We start from the raw sequence: 20,166 nt of genomic DNA, 5'->3' as shown, positions 1-20,166 counted from the left end.
AGGCCCAAAAATATAAGAAAAAACGGGAATAAAAAATATGATCTAATCTAAAATTTAATCGCTTGATTCCTTGCTGCTTGATTCTTCTTCTGATGATTTACTGCTTGGACCTTTTCCTCCAGCACTGCTCTTCTTAGCTGCAATCATATCGTCAATCCTTAATATTAGACTTGCAGCATCAGTTCCTGCCTTGATAGCATTTGCTTTAACTCTCATAGGTTCTAAAACTCCCTTGGACCACATGTCTACAATATTACCTGTTTCAATCTCTATACCATACCATTTCTTTGAATTATCTGAATGAGCACTTCTTAGCTTCATTAATATGTCTATTGGATCATGACCAGCATTAAATGCTATTGTTTGAGGTAGAGCTTCTAATGACTTTATGAAAGATTCTACTGCTATTTGTGTCTTTCCGGGTACACCTTTTGACCATTCCCTTAAGCCTTTTGCTAACTCTTCTTCTGTAGCCCCTCCTCCTGCTACAATTTTACCATCAATAACTGCATCTGCTACTGCACTTAAAGCATCATGAATTGCTCTATCAGCTTCTTCTACTAATCTTTCAAATCCTCCCCTTATTAATATTGTTACGCTCTTTGGATTCTTTGCTCCTTCTACAAATATCATCTTATCGTCTCCAATTTTCCTTTCTTCTACAGTTTCAGCATATCCTAAATCTTCTGGCCTTAAATCGTTTAAATTGGTAACTATTCTTGCTCCGGTTGCCTTTGCAAGTTTCTCTATATCACTTCTCTTTACTCTTCTAGCTGCTAGTATACCTTTCTTAGCTAAGAAGTGTTGAGCAACATCATCAATTCCTTTTTGTGTAATAACAACATTTGCTCCTGATGCGGCTATCTTTTCTACCTTTTCAGCTAGCATCTTTTCTTGTTTGTCTAACAATTTTTTCATTGATTCAGGCGATGATAAACTTATTTCCATATCTAATTCAGGCTTTTCTATTTCCAAAGATGCATCCAATAGCGCTATCTTTGCATTCTTAACAACTTTTGGCATATCTGGATGGACAACTTCTTTATCAATAACTATTCCATTAATTAGTGATGTGTCTAAAAGGCTTCCCCCATACTTTTTGACTATTTGTATGTTATTTAAGTCAACAAAATATTTACCATCTCTTTGTTCAGCAATAGCTCTAATGGCATCTACTGTTATGTTTGCAAAATGATCTTTTGCTTCAGATACTGCTTTACTATTAAGACTTGTTTTAGCAACTAATACTAATTTTTCCCTATCATCAATACTAATTGGTTCTGCTATATTGTTTAGTATTTCTATGGCTTTCTGTAAAGCTTGTTTGTAACCATTAATAATTATTGTTGGATGTATATTCTTTTCTAATAATAATTCAGCTTCTTTTAAAAGCTCGCCAGCAAATATTACAGATGTTTTTGTTCCGTCCCCAGCCTCTTCATCTTGACCTTTGGCTACTTGAACAAGCATCTTTCCGGCTGGGTGCTGTAAATCCATTTTATCTAATATAGTTGCACCATCATTTGTAATTGTTATATCTCCTAAGCTATCAACCAACATTTTATCCATTCCTTTAGGTCCATAAGTTGTCTTGAGGATTTCAGAAATAGCTCTGGCTGCCATTAAATTATTTCTTACAGCTTCCTTTCCATAAGATCTTTCAGTCCCTTCTTTTAATATTATAACAGGTACTCCCATATTCTCAATAGGCATCGACATCTTAGTTTCACCCTATCTAATCAACTGCCGAGAATCTTATGTGAGCAAGCTTCTATATAAACTTTTCGTATCTATTTAATATGTTTTTTAAATAATAAATTAATAGCTATTAATTTCTCTGCCAAAAATTTACCTCAAGTTGTTCCATAAACAAATTTTCCTTTAATATAGTTTGTTTATTATAATTAAAATTCTTTAAACATTTATCCTGATCAAACTTAGATAAAGATGATTTTAAAATTAATATATTCTTAGATTTTAGAGATGATAAGCAAACTTTTTCATGATTATTTTCTTCTTGCCATGATTTAACAATCCACTCATCATCTATCTTATCATTTGAAGGTAAATATGGAGGGTTAACTATAGATAAGTCATATAAACCTCTTAAACAAAATGTTCCATCACATCTAATAACTATGCTGTTCCCTTTATTTTCCATTTCTATGACTTTTTTGGCTGCCATTACTGCATAAGGTGATATATCTATTGAGATCAAAACCTTAGGATTAAAGATTTTTTGAGCAGCTATAGATAAAATGCCAGATCCTGTACCAATATCTATAATCCTTTCGAAAACATATCCTTTGTTCTTAAGATAAAGCATTGCCTTTATGATTAATAGAGTATCATCAGAAGGTTTATAAACATGCTTATTATCAATAATTTTTATATCGCCTAGTTCTGTTGAGATATTAATATATCTTTCCTTCAAGCCTAACACCTTTAATCATAATACATCATTTGCAATTTTCTTATAACATTTTCATTAATCATAATGCTAAGAGAAGCATATAAGTTTCACTAAGAATTAGATAAAAGGTAAGGCTCCTTAATATGAAAGAAGTTAAAGAAATAAATGTTATTGAAAATAAGCAATACCTTGCATAGCTTTATATATCAATCCCCTTATAAGGACATTTAAGAATATAGATAAAAGGGATTAGACTACTTAAATTATGCGGAAGAGAGGCGAAAATAGATGGGTCAGAGGGCTCCTCAGAGAAAAGAGAGCGAGCATGTAGCGGCTGTAGAAATAGAAGCAGTTATATTGGATTATATGGAAACAGGTTACTATATGGATCCTCATCCATGGCATAAGGAAAAACCTGTTGCTCAAGCCATTGGAGTAAGAAAATTCACGCTTTTAGATGGGATCCCATTAGGAAATAAAGTAGAGCCATTAGATGTTGTAACATTAGCAAGAGAAACAGTAAAAACTATAAATGAGCCATTAGATCCAACGGGAAAAAGGTTCAGACCATTTGATGTTTCATTAGCATGTATACCTGGAGCTGATAAAAAGATTTATTGTACAACAGTAAATCCAGTTTCACAAAGAATTTCAGATTTAATTGATATCTCACTATCAGATCCAAGTAGTAGTTTGGTTTATTTAAGGAGCCCCTCTGATCTTTCCAAAGTTGCAAAAGAAAGAGGCCTCTCAGAGAAAATACTTGTTGTACCTAGAACTCCTATATCATATAAAGATATATCAGAGATTGCAAAAAGAAACCTCCAAGAAGCTGTTAGATTCATAATTAAAAGTAATGAAAAGCTTTTTATAGAATTCTTTAACATTGCAGAACCCATAAATATAAGATTACATTCAATCGAGTTGCTAAAAGGGGTTGGTAAAAAGACTCTTAAGACATTGCTTGAAACAAGAGAAAGAAAAAAGTTCAGCAGCTTTGATGAAATTAAAAAGATATTAAAAGTTGATCCAATTGATATATTATCTGACAAGATATTGGAAGAAATAACAAACCAACCAAAATACTATTTGTTCGTAGAGCCTAAAGAGCCAAATGTTCCCTATCTAAACTATTTAGATACAATGAGAAGAAGCCTTTATCAAAAACAAAACAAGGCTGAGAAATAAATTGAGTTATGAAGATTTTTATTTAATTTGTAAAAAAATTAATAAAAAAATTGAATTTAAAGCCATTAAAAAATTATCACAACATTTTTTGCTAGATTGTGATTCAATAAAGGTATTTTATGATAATCTTGTAAAATATAAAAATCAAGATTTTCTTGAAATTGGAACTGGAATAGGTACAATAACATTTCCTATATCGCTTATTGCAAAGAGAGTTATTACAGTTGAGATAGATAGAAGGTTCTCGTATTTAAAAAAAGAGCTTCCAAATAATGTAGAAATTGTATTTGGGGATGGATTAGAATTTGTTAAATCAACAAGAATACCTATACTAATATCTAATATGCCATATAGTATATCTTCAAATTTATTAATCAATTTATCAAAAAATAATAATATAAGACATTCAGTATTAGGTATGCAAAAAGAAGTAGCTGAGAGGATAACCGCAAAGCCTGGAGAAGAAAATTATGGAAGATTGAGTGTAATAATGCAGCTCTTATTTAACATAAAAATTGTTGCAACTATACCTTCAGAAAAGTTTTTCCCTAAACCTAAAGTTGATAGCTCAATAGTAGTTATAGAGAGGATGAATTTATGGAAAGATGAATTTAATCTATTGGAGAAATTTACTTCTTGCCTTTTTTCTCAAAAAAATAAAAAAGCTCAAAAAATAATAAATAATTGCCTAGGTAATATTGGACAAATAAGAAGTAATTGCTTGCAAGATAATAATAAAAGAGTTAAAGACTTAACACCAAAAGAAATATTGTGCCTTTTATTTTATAAATAAATTATATGTCATATAAAGAAATACGTTTAAGCACTAATGAACAACTATTAATAGGATTAAATTAACTAGGTGAATTCTTAGTGGCAAGAATACCGCCAGAATTATGCGCACAATGCAAAGGATATAAAAAGCTCTGCGGACTACCAAAATGCCCAATACTAGAAGAGTTTAGAGCCCGTGTAAATTCCTCATTAAAGATCTCTAATAAAGATGTCAACGGCTCTACTCCCCCAAGTGGGATTATAGGCGAGTATGGATATCCTAAGGTTCTATTCCATTATATGGTACCACCTGGGCTAAGCGGAGACAAAGCTAAATATACAGATAACCCAGTTTTATGGTCTATTAAAAAAGAGCCTTTGGATAACATAGTAAAAATGAGGAGTGAATTAGTTTCTGCAACTATAATGGTTGATATTAATAGACCTTGGGAATTATATCAAAATGAAATAGGACTTGCTATAATATCAGAAAGACCTGTAGATAGTGAAGTCCTTCTTAAGAAAGAACCATTACCTAAGCTTTCATTTGATGGTATAACAAAACCAATAGGTCCTAAGGCGCCAGCTGAAAAAATAATAGTAAGAGATAACCCTAAGTTAAATATAACCACAGAAAAAATTATTTGGGATGATTTGAAGGCAGAAAAAGCAATATGGAAGATTTATTCATCAGGGATAGATATTTATACTATTCAAAACATGCTTAGTCTTGGTTTTTTAGGAAAAGTAAAGAATAGGAGATTAGTACCAACCAGGTGGTCTATAACTGCAGTAGATGATATAATTTCAAATGAGCTTAGAAAGAAGATTCGTGACTTTAATGAGATAAATGCTATCATGGCATTTGAAGGAGAATATCTAAGCAATAGATTTCTTATTATTTTCATTCCAGGAGAGGGAAGCTTTGAATGGATAGAAGTTTGGCATCCTTCATCTATTTGGACCAAATATGCAACTAAGCCCATAATAGATAAAGTAGAAGAGGATGCTTTAGGCAGAGTTTCAAATATGGATGGTGGATTTTCTGCAGCAAGACTTTCTGTTTTAGAATATTTGTATAAAATTAAAAGAAAGGCTAATGTAATTATACTAAGAGAAATATTGCCCACATATTATGCGCCAGTAGGAAATTGGCATATTAGAGAAACAGTTAAGAACTCATTGTTAAAAGATCCTATCATTAAAACTAATGATATAAGAGAAATAATTTTGTATATAAGAAATTGGGTCAGAGCTAATCCAAATGATGTTATAGAAAAAAGTGAATTATTGAATTTAAAAAAGAGAAAATTAACAGAGTTTATGAATAATGATTAATTTATATTAAATTACTTATATTTTATAGAGAAGGTAGGATAACTAGTTATAACTTTTCCAACTTATATTATTATGGGGGAAAGGCTTGTCAAAAGAGTCTATAGAAAAAATAGTTTTTCCAGAAATACATGCTGTTACATATAAACCCAAATCGGAATGTGAATTCTTTAGCGTAATAGAAAAAGAAGGATCGTATTATGCAAAATGTAAGTTTCTAGATTCGATGATAACGAAGAGCAAAATAAGTAAATGCGAAAAAGATTATAAAACATGTCCATATAGAAAACTCGGTTTAAAAACCCTAGAAAATCAATAATAATTTACAACATCAATTTTATCTTTTATTGTAAAGAAATTAATAGTAAATTTAGTAAATTATTAATCTTTATAAATCATGGTTCCAGATTTTTCTTCATATACTTCTCTAGCATTATCTAGGCTTCCTATTATTGCTTTATTACCAGTTGATTCTACGAACTTAATAGCTGCTAGTATCTTTGGTCCCATAGACCCTTCAGGAAACTCATTTTTCTTATATAAATCCTTTAATTCGTCTACACTTATTTTATCAAGCCACTTTTCGTCTTTCTTACCATAATTTATTGCAACCCCTTTTACATCAGTTAATATTATAAACTTATCTGCCTTGATCTTTGTTGCTAATAAGGAACTTGCCAAATCTTTATCTATAACAGCTTCAACTGGAACATAATTATTTCCTTTTTTAATAACTGGAATTCCTCCTCCTCCAACTGATATGACTATATATTTATCTTTTATTAATTTTTCAATTACATCAATTTCTATAATGTCTACTGGCATCGGGCTTGGTACTACTCTCCTGAATCCACCCCTTGGATCTTCTTTAAAAACCCAACCATATTTCTTTGATAAAATTTCTGCTTGATCTTTAGTAAAATAGCTACCTACAAACTTTGTTGGGTGTGAAAATGCCTCATCATTTTCTAATACTAACGTTCTAGTTAAAACTGGAACTGCTTTTCTATCTGGTAAATATAATGAAAATGCATTTTGAAGCATATAGCCTATCCAACCCTCAGTCATTGCATCTGCAATATCAATAGTTAGAGCTTTCTCAGGATTTGATGCTTGCATTACCTCCAATAAATATCCAACCTGAGGACCATTACCATGAGTTAAAATTAGTTCATCATTTTCTTTTATAATACTTGATATTATTTCAGCTGCATCTTTTATATTTCTCCATTGTTCATCTACGGTTCCCTTATCACCTTTCTTTAATATTGCATTGCCTCCTAATGCTATCAGTAGCCTCATTTAATTTCCACCTAATCCTGCTGAAGACGTGATATATCATTTACAGCAGAGTATTAAATTTTTACCAAAACAATTACATCCCACATTAAAGGAAAGTCTTTATATATTATAAGTTATAGTTTAATAAATCAACTTAACATAACTATTTCTTTGTATTATAATATACTCTAATCATTAAATATTAAATATATATCTTTAAGATATTAAAAATTAATAATTTCTTTATATTAATCTAAAAAATATTTTAAATACTTATAATAATATATATAAAAATTAATTTAAATACTTATAACCTGATAGAGTATAATATACTACAAAGAATTAGTAAGTGGGGATAAGGGTGAGTAAAGTTAATAGGAAAAGTGAGCAAGGAAAGGGATCAAAAAATTTTAATATGAAAAATCTTATGGAAATTTTAAATAATAAATTTGGAACTATTATAGCTATAATTTTAGCTGTAGTAATCACAGCAGTAACTGTTTACATTAGGCTAATTCCTGCAAAGCTGTATGGTATAAATGTATTAAATGGAAACGATCCATGGATATTATATTGGCTATCAAACTATTTCTATCATAATGGATTCAATTTGGCAGGACTTAAAGATGTGAAGCTATTCTGGTATCCAGAAGGAAGAAACTTTTTAAGAACAGAATATTTAGGAGGAGCAATGATAATAGCTTTTGTAACGAAATACTTTACCAGTAAATTTGGTCTTACTGTTATTCAAACATTATCTCTTCAGCCAGTTTTTATGGCTGGCTTGAGTACTATTGCCCTATTCTTTGCGATATGGAAATTAACAAATTCAAGGATAGCAGGATTAGTATCTTCATTTGCATTTGCATTCTATCCAGGTGCTTTTTTGTTTAAAGCCTTCGCAGACTATCCGGGAAAAACAAATGCAGGTCTTGCCTTCTTCTCATTATCCTTTTTATTTTTAGCATTAGGATATAAATCTTTCAAAAGAATAAGATCATTGGTCTACTTATTTGTTGGAGGATTAATAGCTGGAGCCGTATCATGGATTTGGGGAGGATATGATTATATAACGCTTTTGATATCTCTAATTTTGGTATTAGACCCCTTCATATCAAAGCCTAATTTTAACAATTGGCTTAAACATCTCTTTTTATCTATAGGATTTGCTATACCAGTCATTTTATCTCCAGCAGCAGGATTACATTATTTTATAAAAAGTCTAGGCCTTGCTATACCAATACTGCTTATAGTTTATTTAATAGAAGCGTATATGGATAAATTGCCATTAAACAAGCTAGGTATAACTAAGAATTTTAGCTATAAAGTTCATATATGGGTTATTATAGCTGGAATTGCAATAATTGGGGCAGCAATTTATTCAGATATCCTATCATTCCCCTCTAGAGTGTTGCTTGCATTAGGAGTTACACCTACTTCATCTGTGGTTGCACTTACTGTTGCTGAGTATTCAGGTACAACTCTATCTTCTATATTTCAATCATATGGACCTGTTATTTTTGTCTCTATAATAGGTTTGTTTGTATTAATTTATTATTTAATTAAAAAGAAAATAGGAATAGCAAGTGAAACACTTATAGTTGCGTTTTTCATAGCAGCGTTCCTATTTTTATATGGTAATGTCAATGAATCTTATTTCTTAGCGTCTGCAAATTATTTCTTTGATATAACAGCAGGAATAACTATTGGTTTGTTATTAGCATTCAAAAAAGAAACCAGTGTTAGAAAAGGAAAACAAATCAAGACTAGTAACGAAATAGATACAACAGCATTAATAATAGCAGTATTTTTGGGAATAATTATCTTAGGTTTTGGGGTCTATTATGCATACCAAGATTATGCATCTATGCAATATATGGCTCCGGCACTGAGCACAGGTTGGATGCAGCCATTTACATTGCAAACAGCTTCTGGAACAAAAATTGTCGTACCTATAAACAATGCATGGGATATGGCATTGAATTACTTAAAGCAAAATACGAGTAATAATTCGCTTGTAATAAGTTGGTGGGATTATGGTTATTGGATAACAGTGAATTCTAATAGAACCACAGTTGCTGATGGTGCTACATTAAATGGTACACAAATACAAGTTTTGGCAAGTATATTAACTGGTAATGAAGATGAGGCATCTGCACTATTAAATTACTTACATGCAAAGCCTAACAATACTTACCTTTTGACATACGATGTATTTGTGGGCATGTATCAAAACTCCACAGGGCAAGTTGTTATGTTTCCATACCCAAATATAATAACTCTTAGCTCAACTTCACAATTCTATGCAATTACATATGGTATGGGAGATATAGCAAAATCTTATCAAATGTTAAGAATTGCATATAAAGTTAATCCATTTTTGTCTTCACCATTATTTACAAACTATACTTCGGAAACAACATATCAAGGTGCAACATTTATTCAATTCCCAGGATTTATAGGAAGTCCTTCCCAAAATGTTACAAATGTATTGAATACATTAATTTATAGCATGATGCTAAATGGAATTGTTGACTTAAAACAATATGGGGTATTTGGACAAGGTGCAGGATTTCTAGAAAATGCAACCAACTTTACTCCTACAGCTATTGCATATGCAACTTCATCAGGCTTTGTTCCACAGCCTATAACTCCAACCCCATTACATCAATTCGCTCCTGTAGCAATTTTTGTTTCAAACCCAGTTAACATAAATAATGGAAACTCTGTTTATTTCTATAGTGTTATAGTATTCTTATACAAATGGATAGGATAATCTTTTCCATCTGATAAATTTTTTCTTTTTTAAGATATTTTTCATTAAGAGAATAATTTATTTCTTTAGATAAACAAAAATAGTACTATTTTTTACATTTCTTTGGTGTGTAAAATGCCCTGGTCAATATTGGAATTACTTAGAAATGATCCAGATAAACTAAAAGAAAGCATTAAAAAAAGGCAAATGGATACAAAAATAATTGATGAAGCATTAGAACTTGATAATAAGTGGAGAAGAGTTTTGACAGAAATCAATGAGTTAAGACATAAACATAACCAGGTAAGCAGTTCAATAGCGAAAGCAAAAAATGATGAAAAAAAGAAGCTTCTTGAAGAAGCAAAAGAATTAAGAAATCAATTGGAAAATGCCGAGAAAGAACTTAATGAAATAGAGGAAAAAAGAGATAAGATGCTGAGAAATCTACCCAATATCGTTTTAGACGATGTCCCTATAGGAGGAGAAGAGGCAACAGTACCAATAAGATTTTGGGGCAGAGCAAAAGTTTACAAAGAATATTTAGATCAATTTAAAGAACAAACTGAAAAATATGGGTTTAAGCCTGATTATGAAATAATCGATTATAAACCTATAGGCCATGCTGATGTTCTTGAAAACGTTTTAAAATTAGGAGATACATTAAAGGCAGGGGAAGTTTCTGGTTCAAGGTTCTATTATCTATTTGATGATATAGTATGGCTTGATTTTGCATTATTGTTTTATGCAATAGATAGGCTCACATCTAAGGGATATACATTAGTATTACCACCTTATATGCTAAGATATGATATAATTAACTCAGTAATAGATTTAGCTACTTTCCAGGATGCTATATATAAAATTGATAACGAAGATTTATACATGATCGCAACTGCTGAACATCCAATAGCAGCTCTATACTATAATGAGGAATTGTATGATGACGAGTTACCTAAAAAATATGTTGGATTTAGTCCAGCATTTAGAAAAGAAGCAGGAGCTGGAAATAGAGATTTAAAAGGTATATTTAGGGTACATCAATTCCATAAAGTTGAACAATTCATATATTCACTTCCAGAAGACAGCAAAAAATATCATGAAGAACTAATTATGAACTCTGAAGAAATCTTCCAAGGATTAGGATTACCATATAGAGTTGTTAACATAGCTTCTGGAGACTTAGGAGCTTGTGCTGTAAAGAAATATGACCTAGAAGTATGGATGCCAGGACAAGGGAAATATAGGGAAATGGTTAGCGGGAGTAATTGTACAGATTGGCAGGCTTATAGACTCAATATTAGGCTTATTAGAAGAAAAGGCATGATTAGAGATTATGTTCATACGCTAAATAGTACCGGCATTGCATCAACAAGAGCTATAACAGCTATCTTAGAGAATTACCAGCAACCTGATGGATCTGTGATAATACCAAAAGTTCTTAGGAAATATTTAGAACCTTTTGAAAAGGCTCCTAAAGACGTTATTATACCTAGAAATAAAAGACCTTAACATTTAATAGTTATTTAATTATTTCTTTATACCCCAAATAAAAATTAATTTATATTTTAATTTTAAATTATTCTAAATTAATACAATAGACAGAAGTCTAACTTTACTAGGGCTCCTCTTTATAAGGCTTAGTCGCATATATATTAAACGGGTGAAAGAAGTGAGCCAAGAAATATATACTGGAAAAGAGTTCAAGAAAAATAAAATAGAATTCAAAATAACCAAAGATGATGAAATAAAACTCGATTGGTATACCGTATCAGTCTTTGCAGAAGGAGCATAAAATAATTTTTAATGCTATTTAGATAAGATTAATCTTTCGCTATCAAAAGTCTTTATGGAAATATATATACCTAGCAATGTAAAACCTATCATAACTAGGAAATTTATACCCATATTTAGATATTGTCCTAACACAAAATTTGAAACAGCAAGCGCTGCATGAGTGAAAGGAATTACTAGCAATATATCCTCTATATAATAAGGTAGTCTTTGGATATCAACAAATAAAGTACTAAAGTAAATACCCAATGCCACCATCATAATTAAATAAGACATAGCCTGTGCAGATCTTACAGAAGAGCTCCTTAACACTATTGGTGTTATTATAGCAGCAGTCATTACTACTAACAATGCACTTACGGAAAAAGTCACCAATATTAAGCCAGCAGTTAATTTCAATTCTCCTTGTGCTATCATTGATAAATAAATAATAACTCCTAAACTATCTGCTATTGCAGTAATTAAGCCTATTATTACTGATGCAATCATTTTACCAATTATTAAACTGGTCTTTGAAGAAGGTGTTGAAATTAGGGTCTCTAAAGTTTTTCTTTCTTTTTCTCCAAGAATACTATCACCCATAAAAACAATAGCTGGATTTGCTACAAAAAACAAAGAAAACTCTAGTAATCTTGCTGAAAGACTTAGCTCTACTTGAGCTGCACTAGCAGGCTTTCCTGATGGCAAATAATAACCTGTAAATATATTGATAGGGTTTAGGAAATTATTTGTATTTATTTTTATTCCTGATATATTTGATAATTTTTGTACCCTATTTGTGACAATATTATTTTCTAATTGAGTTATTATAGATTCTATTATAGATTCAACTTCGCTACTTTGAAGGCTTCCTACTAAACTTTTCAAATAAACTGTGCCTACTCCGTCAATACTTGATATATTTTCATAGAAACCCTTAGGAATAATTAATAACAAGTTATAAACACTACTGGGCGTTTCATTTGAAATTGTAACATTAACTCTTAATCCATTAATCTTAGAATATTGAATCAATTGATATGAAATATATTTAGCAATATTGTTTGAATTGTTATCCAATACTTCTATATAAACTGTTGTTGTTTGAGTTTGTGTTAATCCACTAGCTAGCAAAGCTATTGCTGGTAATCCTATAAATGGTATTAATATCATTGCTGCAAGAGTCTTTCTATCCCTGCTCAAATCTAAGAGTTCCTTCCAAATTATTGCCTTAGATTTCATATTTTTCACCAACAGCTTTAATAAACGCTTCTTCAAGATTTACGGATTTAAATTCCTCAATGGCCGCTTTTACTGATCCTGAATATAGAACAGTTCCATATGCAATAAAGCTCACGTTATCTGCTAACATCTCTGCCTCAGACATGTTATGAGTGGCTATAACAAATGTCGTTCCACTATTAGACATGGTTTTAATCAGTTTTCTTACTTTATATGCAGAAAAAACATCTAAACCATTGGTAGGTTCATCAAGCAAAACAAGCTTAGGATCATGCATCATTGCCCTTGCTATTAACAACCTTTTTTTCATACCATTACTATATTCACTAGCTTTTCTTGATAAATCTTCATAGCTTAATTCAGAAATTTCAGCTCCATGTTTAATATATTTTTCAGCTAAACTCTCATTTCCATTGCTATATATTAAGGCGAATAACTTTAAGTTTTCAAAGCCAGTTAGTCTATCATAAGGAGAGGAGTCTTCTGGAACATAACCTAAATACTTTCTAATTTCATTCTGATTTTTTGATGGATCGAAACCCATTACCAATAATTTTCCTGAGTCATATTTTAATAATCCTGCAAGTATTCTAAAAAGAGTTGTCTTTCCTGCTCCATTATGCCCAGCTATTACATGAATCTCTCCTTTCCTTATTTTTAGATCAATTCCTTTTAATACTTCTTTTTTACCTATTTTTTTATATAATTTTTCTGCAATTATTGAATATTGGGTATTATTGTCTATAGGAACCTCAACTGTTTTACTCATTATGTAATTCACTAATATACTCTGAGAAACCTGAAAATTATTAGTATTAATGAAACAAAGGTGCTATATATTGGAAGGGGAGGGAACCAATTTAAAAGAGTTCTTAGCAAAATATGGAGAAAGAGGGTATTACGTATTAAAGTCCCTCCTCGATGCCTCAAAAACTTATAAAAAAGCAAAATTAGGTGATTTTGATCTAAGGGATGTAAAAGATTTCCTTATAAAATATGGCCTAGATTATAACCCAGTTCCTCTATTAGCAAAACTTGAAAAAGAATATGAAATAATAAGAACTACATATAAATCTGGATCTCAGCACTGGTGGAACATAATAGATAAACAATCTTTAGAAGATGCTTTATATAGCTATGATGGTACATCAACTAATAACGAAGATCCAAAACTTAAGTTGCTTAAAATACAGTTCTACAGCCTAGATCCTGAAAGAATTTTGAACATATTAGAAAAGATGTCAAAAAGAAAAAAGATAACAGAAGATGAAAAAAAGGAGCTTAGAAAAATAGCATTTAATGACCTACCTAGAATTGTTGAATTTCTAACTAAAGCAAAGTCGGAGTATGAAGACGAGCTTATAAGCGAAATTGATATTGCTGAAAAGATAATTGATATTGCTGAAGGCTTAATAATAGGATCAAATAAAAGCTCTGTAAAGAAAAATGTGTTTAAAGAAATAGAATTTGAAAATGAAGGCTAGCTTAAATATTTTATTACCTCATTTGTGCTTAATGATTTGGGGAAAGTTCTTTTATGTTCACTATTTTTATTCATATCAAAAACTTTTTGTATTATGTCTAAACTAATTCCAGTCATTTCTGATGCTTCTTTTAAAGAATACCCCTTATCAATAACTGAATATATTATCAAATCTATCTGATCGTATGAAATACCTAATTCTTTTTCTGCAAGCTGACCAACCCATAATCTAGGACTGCTAGGTTTTAATGCAACATTATCTGGTACTCCTAGTTTTTGGGCTAATTTTCTTACTTGAGATTTAAGCAAAGAAGATATTGGTAATAAATCAACTCCTCCATCTCCATATTTAGTAAAATAACCAACAAAGCTCTCGCTCCTATCTCCAGTACCTAAAACTAACATTGACATTTTGTTAGCATAATAATAAAGTAGAGTCATCCTTATTCTAGCTCTAACATTACCTAATGGTATGTTATCTTCTTCCTGATAAATAGGTATAGTTGATTTGTAAACTTCTACTATCGGAGAAATATCTATAACATTCATTTGACCTTTAAGCCTTTTAACTAAATCCTTAGCATCGTTTACATCTTCCTTAGGAGTAGTAGTTGTATCAGGCATTATTAATGCAAACACTTTCTCTATACCCACAGCCTCAGCTGCCAAGTAATAAGTAAGTGCAGAATCTACTCCCCCGCTAAGTCCTACAACATAACCATTTTTTCTTGAAGATTCTAGTTCATTTTTTATGAATTTTTCTATATTTTTTCTGGCATATTCATAATCAATGTTGGTAACATCATTTATAGTTATTTTCAATTAAATTCCCCCTTTAATTAGACTTAAAGCACTATCTAATATAATTCTAGCTAGGTTTTCTTTTAAAGTTTTCTCAACATCAATTATTTTTCCATTATTAAATATTAGAATCGCTCTATCATAGAGACTTGAAAAACCTATTCCAGATAAATTGGCTGGATTTGCAACAACTATGTCTGAGTTATATTTAGCTATCTTTTCTCTAGCTTTTTCTATTAATTCTTGGTCATTTTTTATTGATTCTGCTGCAAACGATATCAATACCTTGGGCCTTTTAGATATCGATTTTAATGCTTTTTTAGCTGGTACCAAATTTATTTGATAATTAAGTTCACTTTTCATTTTACCCTCATATTTTTCAACATTAAAGTCAACAGGGGCTGCAGCTCCTATTATTATATCATAATCATATTTAGATGTTAACTCACTTATTTTATTTGCCATTTCATTTGTTGTATCTACATGATAAGAATTTACTGTATGTGGAACCTGTACTTCTGTATGGCCATAAACTAGATCTACTGTTGCACCTCTAGAATATGATTCGATGGATAACTCAATGCCCATTCTACCAGAGCTAGGATTTGTTATAAATCTTACATCATCTATCCATGACCTTGTTGCACCTGCAGTTATTAAAATTCTCAATCCTTTCATATCATAACCTCTTAATGTATGAGAAGCGGTAACCCTTGCAACAAATTGAGGATCAGGATATTTTGCAACTTCTTCTGCAACATAAGGACTTATTATGAAAATATTGCTTTGTTTTAGCCTTTTTTCTATTTCTTCGTATTGTATTGTATTTTCCATTTTTTCGTGCATTGCAGGTACCAAAACAATAGGTTTGTTGTATCCCATAGCAGTTATCACTGTTAAGGAAACTGGGTTATCAGTTATTCCATATGCGATTTTTGACATAGTTGAAAAGGTTGCTGGGGCTATTAGCATAGAATCACATTCTTTTGCTAAAGCAACATGTTCTGTTGCACCAGTTAACTTTACAATAGGCTTATTACCGGTTGCCCAATAAAACATATCAGGACTTATTAGATTTGATGCCTCTTCAGTCATTATTACCTTTACCTTAGCACCTCTTCTTAGTAACCATCTTGCTGTATCTAATGATCGGTAAAGGGAAATACTTGCAGTTACAGCTAAAATTATGCACTTATCATAAAGATTATCACTATAACTTTTTATAATAGCAGATGATGGATGAAACTTAGATTCTTCGATATCCAAACCCAAACACCTATTATACCTTTATTTAAAAGATTTAAAAACTAAGCTTTTATATCAAAATGCATTGATTTTATAATATTTTTACCATTACGTATGCATCTTCTCCATCCCTATAATATTCTTTTATAATTCTAACCTCTTCAAATCCCATCTTTTTATATAAACTTATAGCATCATTATTCGATACTCTAACTTCTAAATAAACAGATTCTGCATTATAATTATCTTTCATCCTAGAGATTGCCTCTTTTAATAAAGCAGTTCCAATACCTTTTTTCCTATATTCCGGAAGAACAGCTATTGATATTACATGACCTACTTTATGAGATTCGGAAAAAACATTTTTTAAAGAGGACATTATGTTATCAAAACTTTTTTTCTTTTCCTTATTATGGGAAAGCTCATTTTCTTTGCCTAATAATACTGGATCTCTAGTATCTTCAATTCTATTCATTATATACCCTATAATTTTTCCATTTAGTTCCGCAATTAGAAATATATCACCCCATCTATCTAATACGAACTTATAAAAACCATACCAATAGTTTTCAGGTAAAGTCCTTAGATTTACTTCCATTACTTCTGGTATATCATCTTCATTTGCTACCCTTATTATGAAATCGTTTGAATTGTATTTCAAATTTCCACCTGTCTAGGTATTTTTAAAAAACGAAGAAATATAAAACCCTATATTCAAAACAAATTCTAAATATTCAAAAAGAAACAATTTAGTAATGTTAAGGGATGTATTAAAACTATCTCATTAATTTATTTAATATAAATAAATACTTAAAAAATTAGTTTTCTATAAAATAAATTGTGGATATGATATGAGCAAAAATGCTATAATAGGGGGCGTTGGTTTTGTTGGAGTAAACATCGCAGAAGAATTATCTAAAGATAGTAATGTGGTTATTGTTACCAGAAAATCTTCAATAGAAAAGAGGCCTAATATAACTAAAAGATTAAAAGAATTGGGGGCAGAATTCATTGTTTTAGATAAAATTGATTATAATGGTTTAAAGAATCTAGATGCAGATAATTTTATTTACACAATAGGAATAATTTCAGGGAATCTAAAAGAAATGATGGTTGCCCATGTAAATATTTTAGAAGATGTAATTAAGGTCGCTAAAGAAATATCATCAAGAGTTATATATATATAAGTAGTGTTGGTTCAATAGGTGAAGCTAAGATCAAAGAAGGATCAATTTTATTTGAAGAAGATGATCATTTAAATAAAGAAATTTTCAATCAAAAGTTTCCATACGAAATTTCAAAGGCTGAAGGTGAAAAATTATTAATAAAAAATAAAGATGATCTAAAAAATAAATTTGTAATATTAAGGCCAACTACAGTTTTTGGTCCATATGCGTATGAAACGCAATGGAAATATATTTATAATTTAGCTAAAAGAAATATAAAAATAAAAATTGGGGGAGAAAATCTTGTTTATTCAAAAGATTTGGCTAAAGTAGTAGATATATCAACCAATGGGAAGTTCGATGGTAAATGGATCTATGTTAACTGGCCAGAAAAAATTGATCTTGAAAAGGTCTCTTCTAGAATTTGCGATTATTTTAAAAAGAAAAGATGCATTACCATACCCTTAAGTGGGTTGATCAAATTTTTATATCATATAACTCCATATACTTCACCTGTAAAAATGATTTATAGATCTATTAAAGGATCTTATATTTTCAAAAGTAGATATTTAGAAGATTTTAAGTTTACCCCTTTTGAAGATGCATTTAATGATTTTATAAGTTATGCAGAAAATAGTAATTTCAAGCCATAATCTATGGGATTACTTCTGTTGAATCAAGAGTTGGGTCATAATATAGGCTATCTAAACTTATAATACCATTTTTAATCAAATTATCTACCTCAGGTATTATTGATAAAACCATTTTAATGTATTTTTTATTAATATTATCAACGCTTATAAATCCTTCTTTGCCCCAATAAGGTTCCATATGCATGTATAAACATCTACCGCCGCAATACCTTTTTAAATCACAATTTTTACAATAATCAGGCAAGGGGTCTTTTATTAAATTAAAACCTTTATTTACATAACCAAGAACCGACCAATTTTCTCTTACAGCTATTGGACATGATAAAATTCTTCCATCACTAGAAACTGTTACAGATTTATATCCAGCCCCACATGGATATCCTATAAATCCTTGATGATAATGAGCGCTTAATATACCAAGAAAAGGAATAATTTTTATCAATCTTCCATTTCTTAAACCATCTAAAAAATATTCCATTAATTTCTTAAGACCAGGAAGATAGCTGTTCTCAGCCCATGAATTAAAGTCCCATTTTTCATCCCATATTACATCAAGCTGCCAATGTATTTTATCAAATAATTTTAGTTTTATTAAATGCATAACCTCCTCATATATATCAGAATCCTTTGTTACAGTCATTCTAGCAATTGTCTCTATATTAGGATTTATTTCCTTTAAGTATTTTACAGCATTAATAACTTTATTGTAGGCCCCTTTTCCTCTATGTTTATCATTTATTTCTTCTCTTCCATCTATGGATAACAATGCAACATTAATTCTTTTCCAATATTCTTCTGGTAAAAGTTTAACTAAAAGACCATTTGTTTGTATTCCAAATCTTGCTTTTTTTATGTTATCCATAACATTCATTATATATTTATAATTTAATAACGGTTCTCCTCCATAAAATATAACAGTAGGGAAATTATCCTTTAAAATCAACTCTTTTAATTTTTCTATATCGTATTTTATATTCCAAGGTACAAATTTATTTGGATAAGATCCTCCGCAATAATCACATTTTAAATTGCATTTACCGGTTGTTATTATCAGCCACAGCACCATTAGTTCATCCCTGCATATTCTTCTAATTATACTCATTCTAGCATAGAGTTTAGCTCGTAACTATCCATTTAGATAATCCATTCATCTCATCCAGCTTGGTAAACAACCTTAACATACCTTACTCTTACGCCCTTTTTAACTAGATGGGGGTTAAGTGGACTTTTGCCCCCTTCCATGAGGGCAGGGTAGTTCACCTTGCCAATGTTGGAGATTTTTCGTCAATAATCAACAAAAGCTAAAATTAGGTATAAAAATGTTTCTACTAACATGAGAAAGATAATGCTATACTTCATTTATATTATTTCGTCTAATTACCTCAATAACTTTTTTAATAAAAATGGACCGGCCGGGATTTGAACCCGGGGCCTCTCGGGTGCAAGCCGAGCGCTCTTCCAGTCTGAGCTACCGGCCCACGCGATAATTATCGTTATTCCTAGGATTTAAAAATGATTATAAGAGTTTTCACATTATCTTATTAAAATTGATAATAATTAATAACCTCTGCATTTACAGGAGCATAGGGATAGAGCATGCAAGATGATAAATTATTGCAAGATTATGATAAATTATTAGAAAGGGTCTACAAAAAAATACCTCCAAAAAGCGGTACATCTGATTTACAATTACCAGAACCGCAATTAATAAGAGTTGGAACACAAAGCATAATAAAGAATTTTAGAGACATCTCGCAAAAATTGAAGAGAGATCCTACATTAGTTTCTAGATATTTGTTAAAAGAATTAGCTTCAGCTGGTTCTTATGAAGAAGTATCAGGTCAATTAGTTTTAAACGTTAAGGTTTCTAGAAAAGTTATAGAACAGTTATTAGATATTTTCATAAAATCCTATGTAAAATGTCCAACTTGTGGAAGTATTGATACCAGAATTGAGCATCGTGGCAAAATATGGATTTTAAGATGTGAAGCTTGCGGTGCAGAACAGCCAATAAAGGCTTTTTAAATTAATTATTTCTATATAAAAGCAAAGATTAAATA

Annotated in this window: 20 protein-coding genes, 1 tRNA gene and 1 pseudogene; 12 read left to right on the top strand and 10 right to left on the bottom strand. The window is 30.5% G+C overall.

Going from position 1 to position 20,166, the window contains the following annotated elements; translation table 11 throughout:
• Positions 1-54 precede the first annotated feature (54 nt).
• Positions 55-1,713 (bottom strand): thermosome subunit beta, encoded by a 1,659-nt coding sequence (thsB, locus tag CALAG_RS06560; protein WP_048816898.1) that lies wholly within the window; start codon positions 1,711-1,713, stop codon positions 55-57.
• A gap of 115 nt (positions 1,714-1,828) precedes the next feature.
• Complete coding sequence (locus CALAG_RS06555) at positions 1,829-2,434, bottom strand: 50S ribosomal protein L11 methyltransferase (RefSeq protein ID WP_015232948.1); 606 nt, start codon at positions 2,432-2,434, stop codon at positions 1,829-1,831.
• A gap of 267 nt (positions 2,435-2,701) precedes the next feature.
• Here CALAG_RS06555 and CALAG_RS06550 point away from each other — a divergent pair, with 267 nt between their 5' ends.
• From CALAG_RS06550 to CALAG_RS06535, 4 genes are all read left to right on the top strand, one after another.
• Positions 2,702-3,601 (top strand): DUF655 domain-containing protein, encoded by a 900-nt coding sequence (locus CALAG_RS06550; RefSeq protein WP_015232947.1) that lies wholly within the window; start codon positions 2,702-2,704, stop codon positions 3,599-3,601.
• Between the two features lies 1 nt (position 3,602).
• Complete coding sequence (gene rsmA, locus CALAG_RS06545) at positions 3,603-4,394, top strand: 16S rRNA (adenine(1518)-N(6)/adenine(1519)-N(6))-dimethyltransferase RsmA (protein ID WP_015232946.1); 792 nt, start codon at positions 3,603-3,605, stop codon at positions 4,392-4,394.
• Between the two features lie 80 nt (positions 4,395-4,474).
• Positions 4,475-5,713, top strand: coding sequence for an Nre family DNA repair protein (locus CALAG_RS06540; protein ID WP_015232945.1), 1,239 nt, complete (start codon positions 4,475-4,477; stop codon positions 5,711-5,713).
• An 85-nt stretch (positions 5,714-5,798) separates the two neighbouring features.
• A complete protein-coding gene (locus tag CALAG_RS06535) occupies positions 5,799-6,029 on the top strand; it encodes a hypothetical protein (protein WP_015232944.1) in 231 nt (76 codons plus the stop codon).
• Between the two features lie 62 nt (positions 6,030-6,091).
• Here CALAG_RS06535 and arcC read toward each other — a convergent pair whose 3' ends face one another.
• A complete protein-coding gene (gene arcC, locus CALAG_RS06530) occupies positions 6,092-7,012 on the bottom strand; it encodes a carbamate kinase (RefSeq protein ID WP_015232943.1) in 921 nt (306 codons plus the stop codon).
• Positions 7,013-7,352: 340 nt separating this feature from the next.
• Between arcC and CALAG_RS06525 the strand changes: the two genes are divergently transcribed.
• From CALAG_RS06525 to CALAG_RS08095, 3 genes are all read left to right on the top strand, one after another.
• On the top strand, positions 7,353-9,767 hold the full coding sequence (locus CALAG_RS06525; RefSeq protein WP_015232942.1) for an STT3 domain-containing protein: 2,415 nt from the start codon (positions 7,353-7,355) through the stop codon (positions 9,765-9,767).
• Between the two features lie 114 nt (positions 9,768-9,881).
• A complete protein-coding gene (gene serS / locus CALAG_RS06520) occupies positions 9,882-11,255 on the top strand; it encodes a serine--tRNA ligase (RefSeq protein ID WP_048816818.1) in 1,374 nt (457 codons plus the stop codon).
• A gap of 160 nt (positions 11,256-11,415) precedes the next feature.
• Positions 11,416-11,538 (top strand): hypothetical protein, encoded by a 123-nt coding sequence (locus CALAG_RS08095; protein ID WP_281086579.1) that lies wholly within the window; start codon positions 11,416-11,418, stop codon positions 11,536-11,538.
• 14 nt (positions 11,539-11,552) lie between these two features.
• On the opposite strand, the gene CALAG_RS06515 is transcribed toward CALAG_RS08095, so the two are convergent.
• Entirely contained in the window at positions 11,553-12,758 is a 1,206-nt protein-coding gene (locus CALAG_RS06515; protein ID WP_245529232.1) for an ABC transporter permease, read from the bottom strand.
• Complete coding sequence (locus CALAG_RS06510) at positions 12,748-13,527, bottom strand: ABC transporter ATP-binding protein (protein ID WP_157463220.1); 780 nt, start codon at positions 13,525-13,527, stop codon at positions 12,748-12,750. The genes CALAG_RS06515 and CALAG_RS06510 overlap by 11 nt, the downstream gene beginning before the upstream one ends.
• A 70-nt stretch (positions 13,528-13,597) precedes the next feature.
• On the opposite strand from CALAG_RS06510, the gene CALAG_RS06505 reads away from it, so the two are divergent.
• Positions 13,598-14,242 (top strand): hypothetical protein, encoded by a 645-nt coding sequence (locus CALAG_RS06505; RefSeq protein ID WP_015232938.1) that lies wholly within the window; start codon positions 13,598-13,600, stop codon positions 14,240-14,242.
• Here CALAG_RS06505 and CALAG_RS06500 read toward each other — a convergent pair.
• The 3 genes from CALAG_RS06500 to rimI all read right to left on the bottom strand — a co-directional run bounded on the left by CALAG_RS06500 (position 14,239) and on the right by rimI (position 16,948).
• A complete protein-coding gene (locus CALAG_RS06500; RefSeq protein WP_015232937.1) occupies positions 14,239-15,063 on the bottom strand; it encodes an NAD+ synthase in 825 nt (274 codons plus the stop codon). The two genes, CALAG_RS06505 and CALAG_RS06500, sit on opposite strands and share 4 nt — an antisense overlap.
• Positions 15,064-16,308 carry a bifunctional phosphopantothenoylcysteine decarboxylase/phosphopantothenate--cysteine ligase CoaBC gene (gene coaBC / locus CALAG_RS06495; RefSeq protein WP_015232936.1) on the bottom strand — a complete coding sequence of 415 codons (1,245 nt, stop codon included), beginning with the start codon at positions 16,306-16,308 and terminating at the stop codon, positions 15,064-15,066.
• 70 nt (positions 16,309-16,378) lie between these two features.
• The gene (gene rimI, locus CALAG_RS06490; RefSeq protein ID WP_015232935.1) at positions 16,379-16,948 is read right to left on the bottom strand and encodes a ribosomal protein S18-alanine N-acetyltransferase; all 570 of its coding nucleotides are present in this window, start codon (positions 16,946-16,948) and stop codon (positions 16,379-16,381) included.
• 190 nt (positions 16,949-17,138) lie between these two features.
• On the opposite strand from rimI, the gene CALAG_RS06485 reads away from it, so the two are divergent.
• The 3 genes and pseudogenes from CALAG_RS06485 to CALAG_RS08055 all read left to right on the top strand — a co-directional run bounded on the left by CALAG_RS06485 (position 17,139) and on the right by CALAG_RS08055 (position 18,106).
• Positions 17,139-17,474 (top strand): NAD-binding protein, encoded by a 336-nt coding sequence (locus CALAG_RS06485; RefSeq protein WP_048816817.1) that lies wholly within the window; start codon positions 17,139-17,141, stop codon positions 17,472-17,474.
• Positions 17,450-17,728, top strand: a pseudogene (locus tag CALAG_RS08125) (NAD-dependent epimerase/dehydratase family protein); the annotation flags it as partial. The gene CALAG_RS06485 and the pseudogene CALAG_RS08125, both read left to right, overlap by 25 nt.
• A 45-nt stretch (positions 17,729-17,773) precedes the next feature.
• On the top strand, positions 17,774-18,106 hold the full coding sequence (locus CALAG_RS08055) for a hypothetical protein (protein WP_048816816.1): 333 nt from the start codon (positions 17,774-17,776) through the stop codon (positions 18,104-18,106).
• A gap of 1 nt (position 18,107) precedes the next feature.
• Here the strand turns inward: CALAG_RS08055 and CALAG_RS06475 are convergent, their stop codons facing one another.
• Both CALAG_RS06475 and CALAG_RS06470 read right to left on the bottom strand, forming a co-directional pair.
• Positions 18,108-19,169, bottom strand: a complete 1,062-nt coding sequence (locus tag CALAG_RS06475; protein WP_015232934.1) for a TIGR04084 family radical SAM/SPASM domain-containing protein — start codon at positions 19,167-19,169, stop codon at positions 18,108-18,110.
• Positions 19,170-19,510: 341 nt separating this feature from the next.
• Positions 19,511-19,584, bottom strand: a tRNA-Ala gene (locus CALAG_RS06470).
• 118 nt (positions 19,585-19,702) lie between these two features.
• Here CALAG_RS06470 and CALAG_RS06465 point away from each other — a divergent pair.
• Entirely contained in the window at positions 19,703-20,131 is a 429-nt protein-coding gene (locus CALAG_RS06465; protein WP_015232933.1) for a translation initiation factor IF-2 subunit beta, read from the top strand.
• The last annotated feature ends 35 nt before the right edge of the window (positions 20,132-20,166 follow it).

It is taken from the genome of Caldisphaera lagunensis DSM 15908 (assembly GCF_000317795.1).
Classification (GTDB): domain Archaea; phylum Thermoproteota; class Thermoprotei_A; order Sulfolobales; family Acidilobaceae; genus Caldisphaera; species Caldisphaera lagunensis.
This window is presented reverse-complemented; position numbering and strand designations above follow the sequence as displayed.

Excerpts from the sequence above, each read along its gene's own strand:
- CALAG_RS06550 (WP_015232947.1), top strand. The coding sequence starts at position 2,702 with ATGGGTCAGAGGGCTCCTCAGAGAAAAGAGAGCGAGCATGTAGCGGCT.
- CALAG_RS06510 (WP_157463220.1), bottom strand. The coding sequence starts at position 13,527 with ATGAGTAAAACAGTTGAGGTTCCTATAGACAATAATACCCAATATTCA.
- arcC (WP_015232943.1), bottom strand. The coding sequence starts at position 7,012 with ATGAGGCTACTGATAGCATTAGGAGGCAATGCAATATTAAAGAAAGGT.
- thsB (WP_048816898.1), bottom strand. The coding sequence starts at position 1,713 with ATGCCTATTGAGAATATGGGAGTACCTGTTATAATATTAAAAGAAGGG.
- CALAG_RS06465 (WP_015232933.1), top strand. The coding sequence starts at position 19,703 with ATGCAAGATGATAAATTATTGCAAGATTATGATAAATTATTAGAAAGG.
- serS (WP_048816818.1), top strand. The coding sequence starts at position 9,882 with ATGCCCTGGTCAATATTGGAATTACTTAGAAATGATCCAGATAAACTA.
- CALAG_RS06515 (WP_245529232.1), bottom strand. The coding sequence starts at position 12,758 with ATGAAATCTAAGGCAATAATTTGGAAGGAACTCTTAGATTTGAGCAGG.
- CALAG_RS06485 (WP_048816817.1), top strand. The coding sequence starts at position 17,139 with ATGAGCAAAAATGCTATAATAGGGGGCGTTGGTTTTGTTGGAGTAAAC.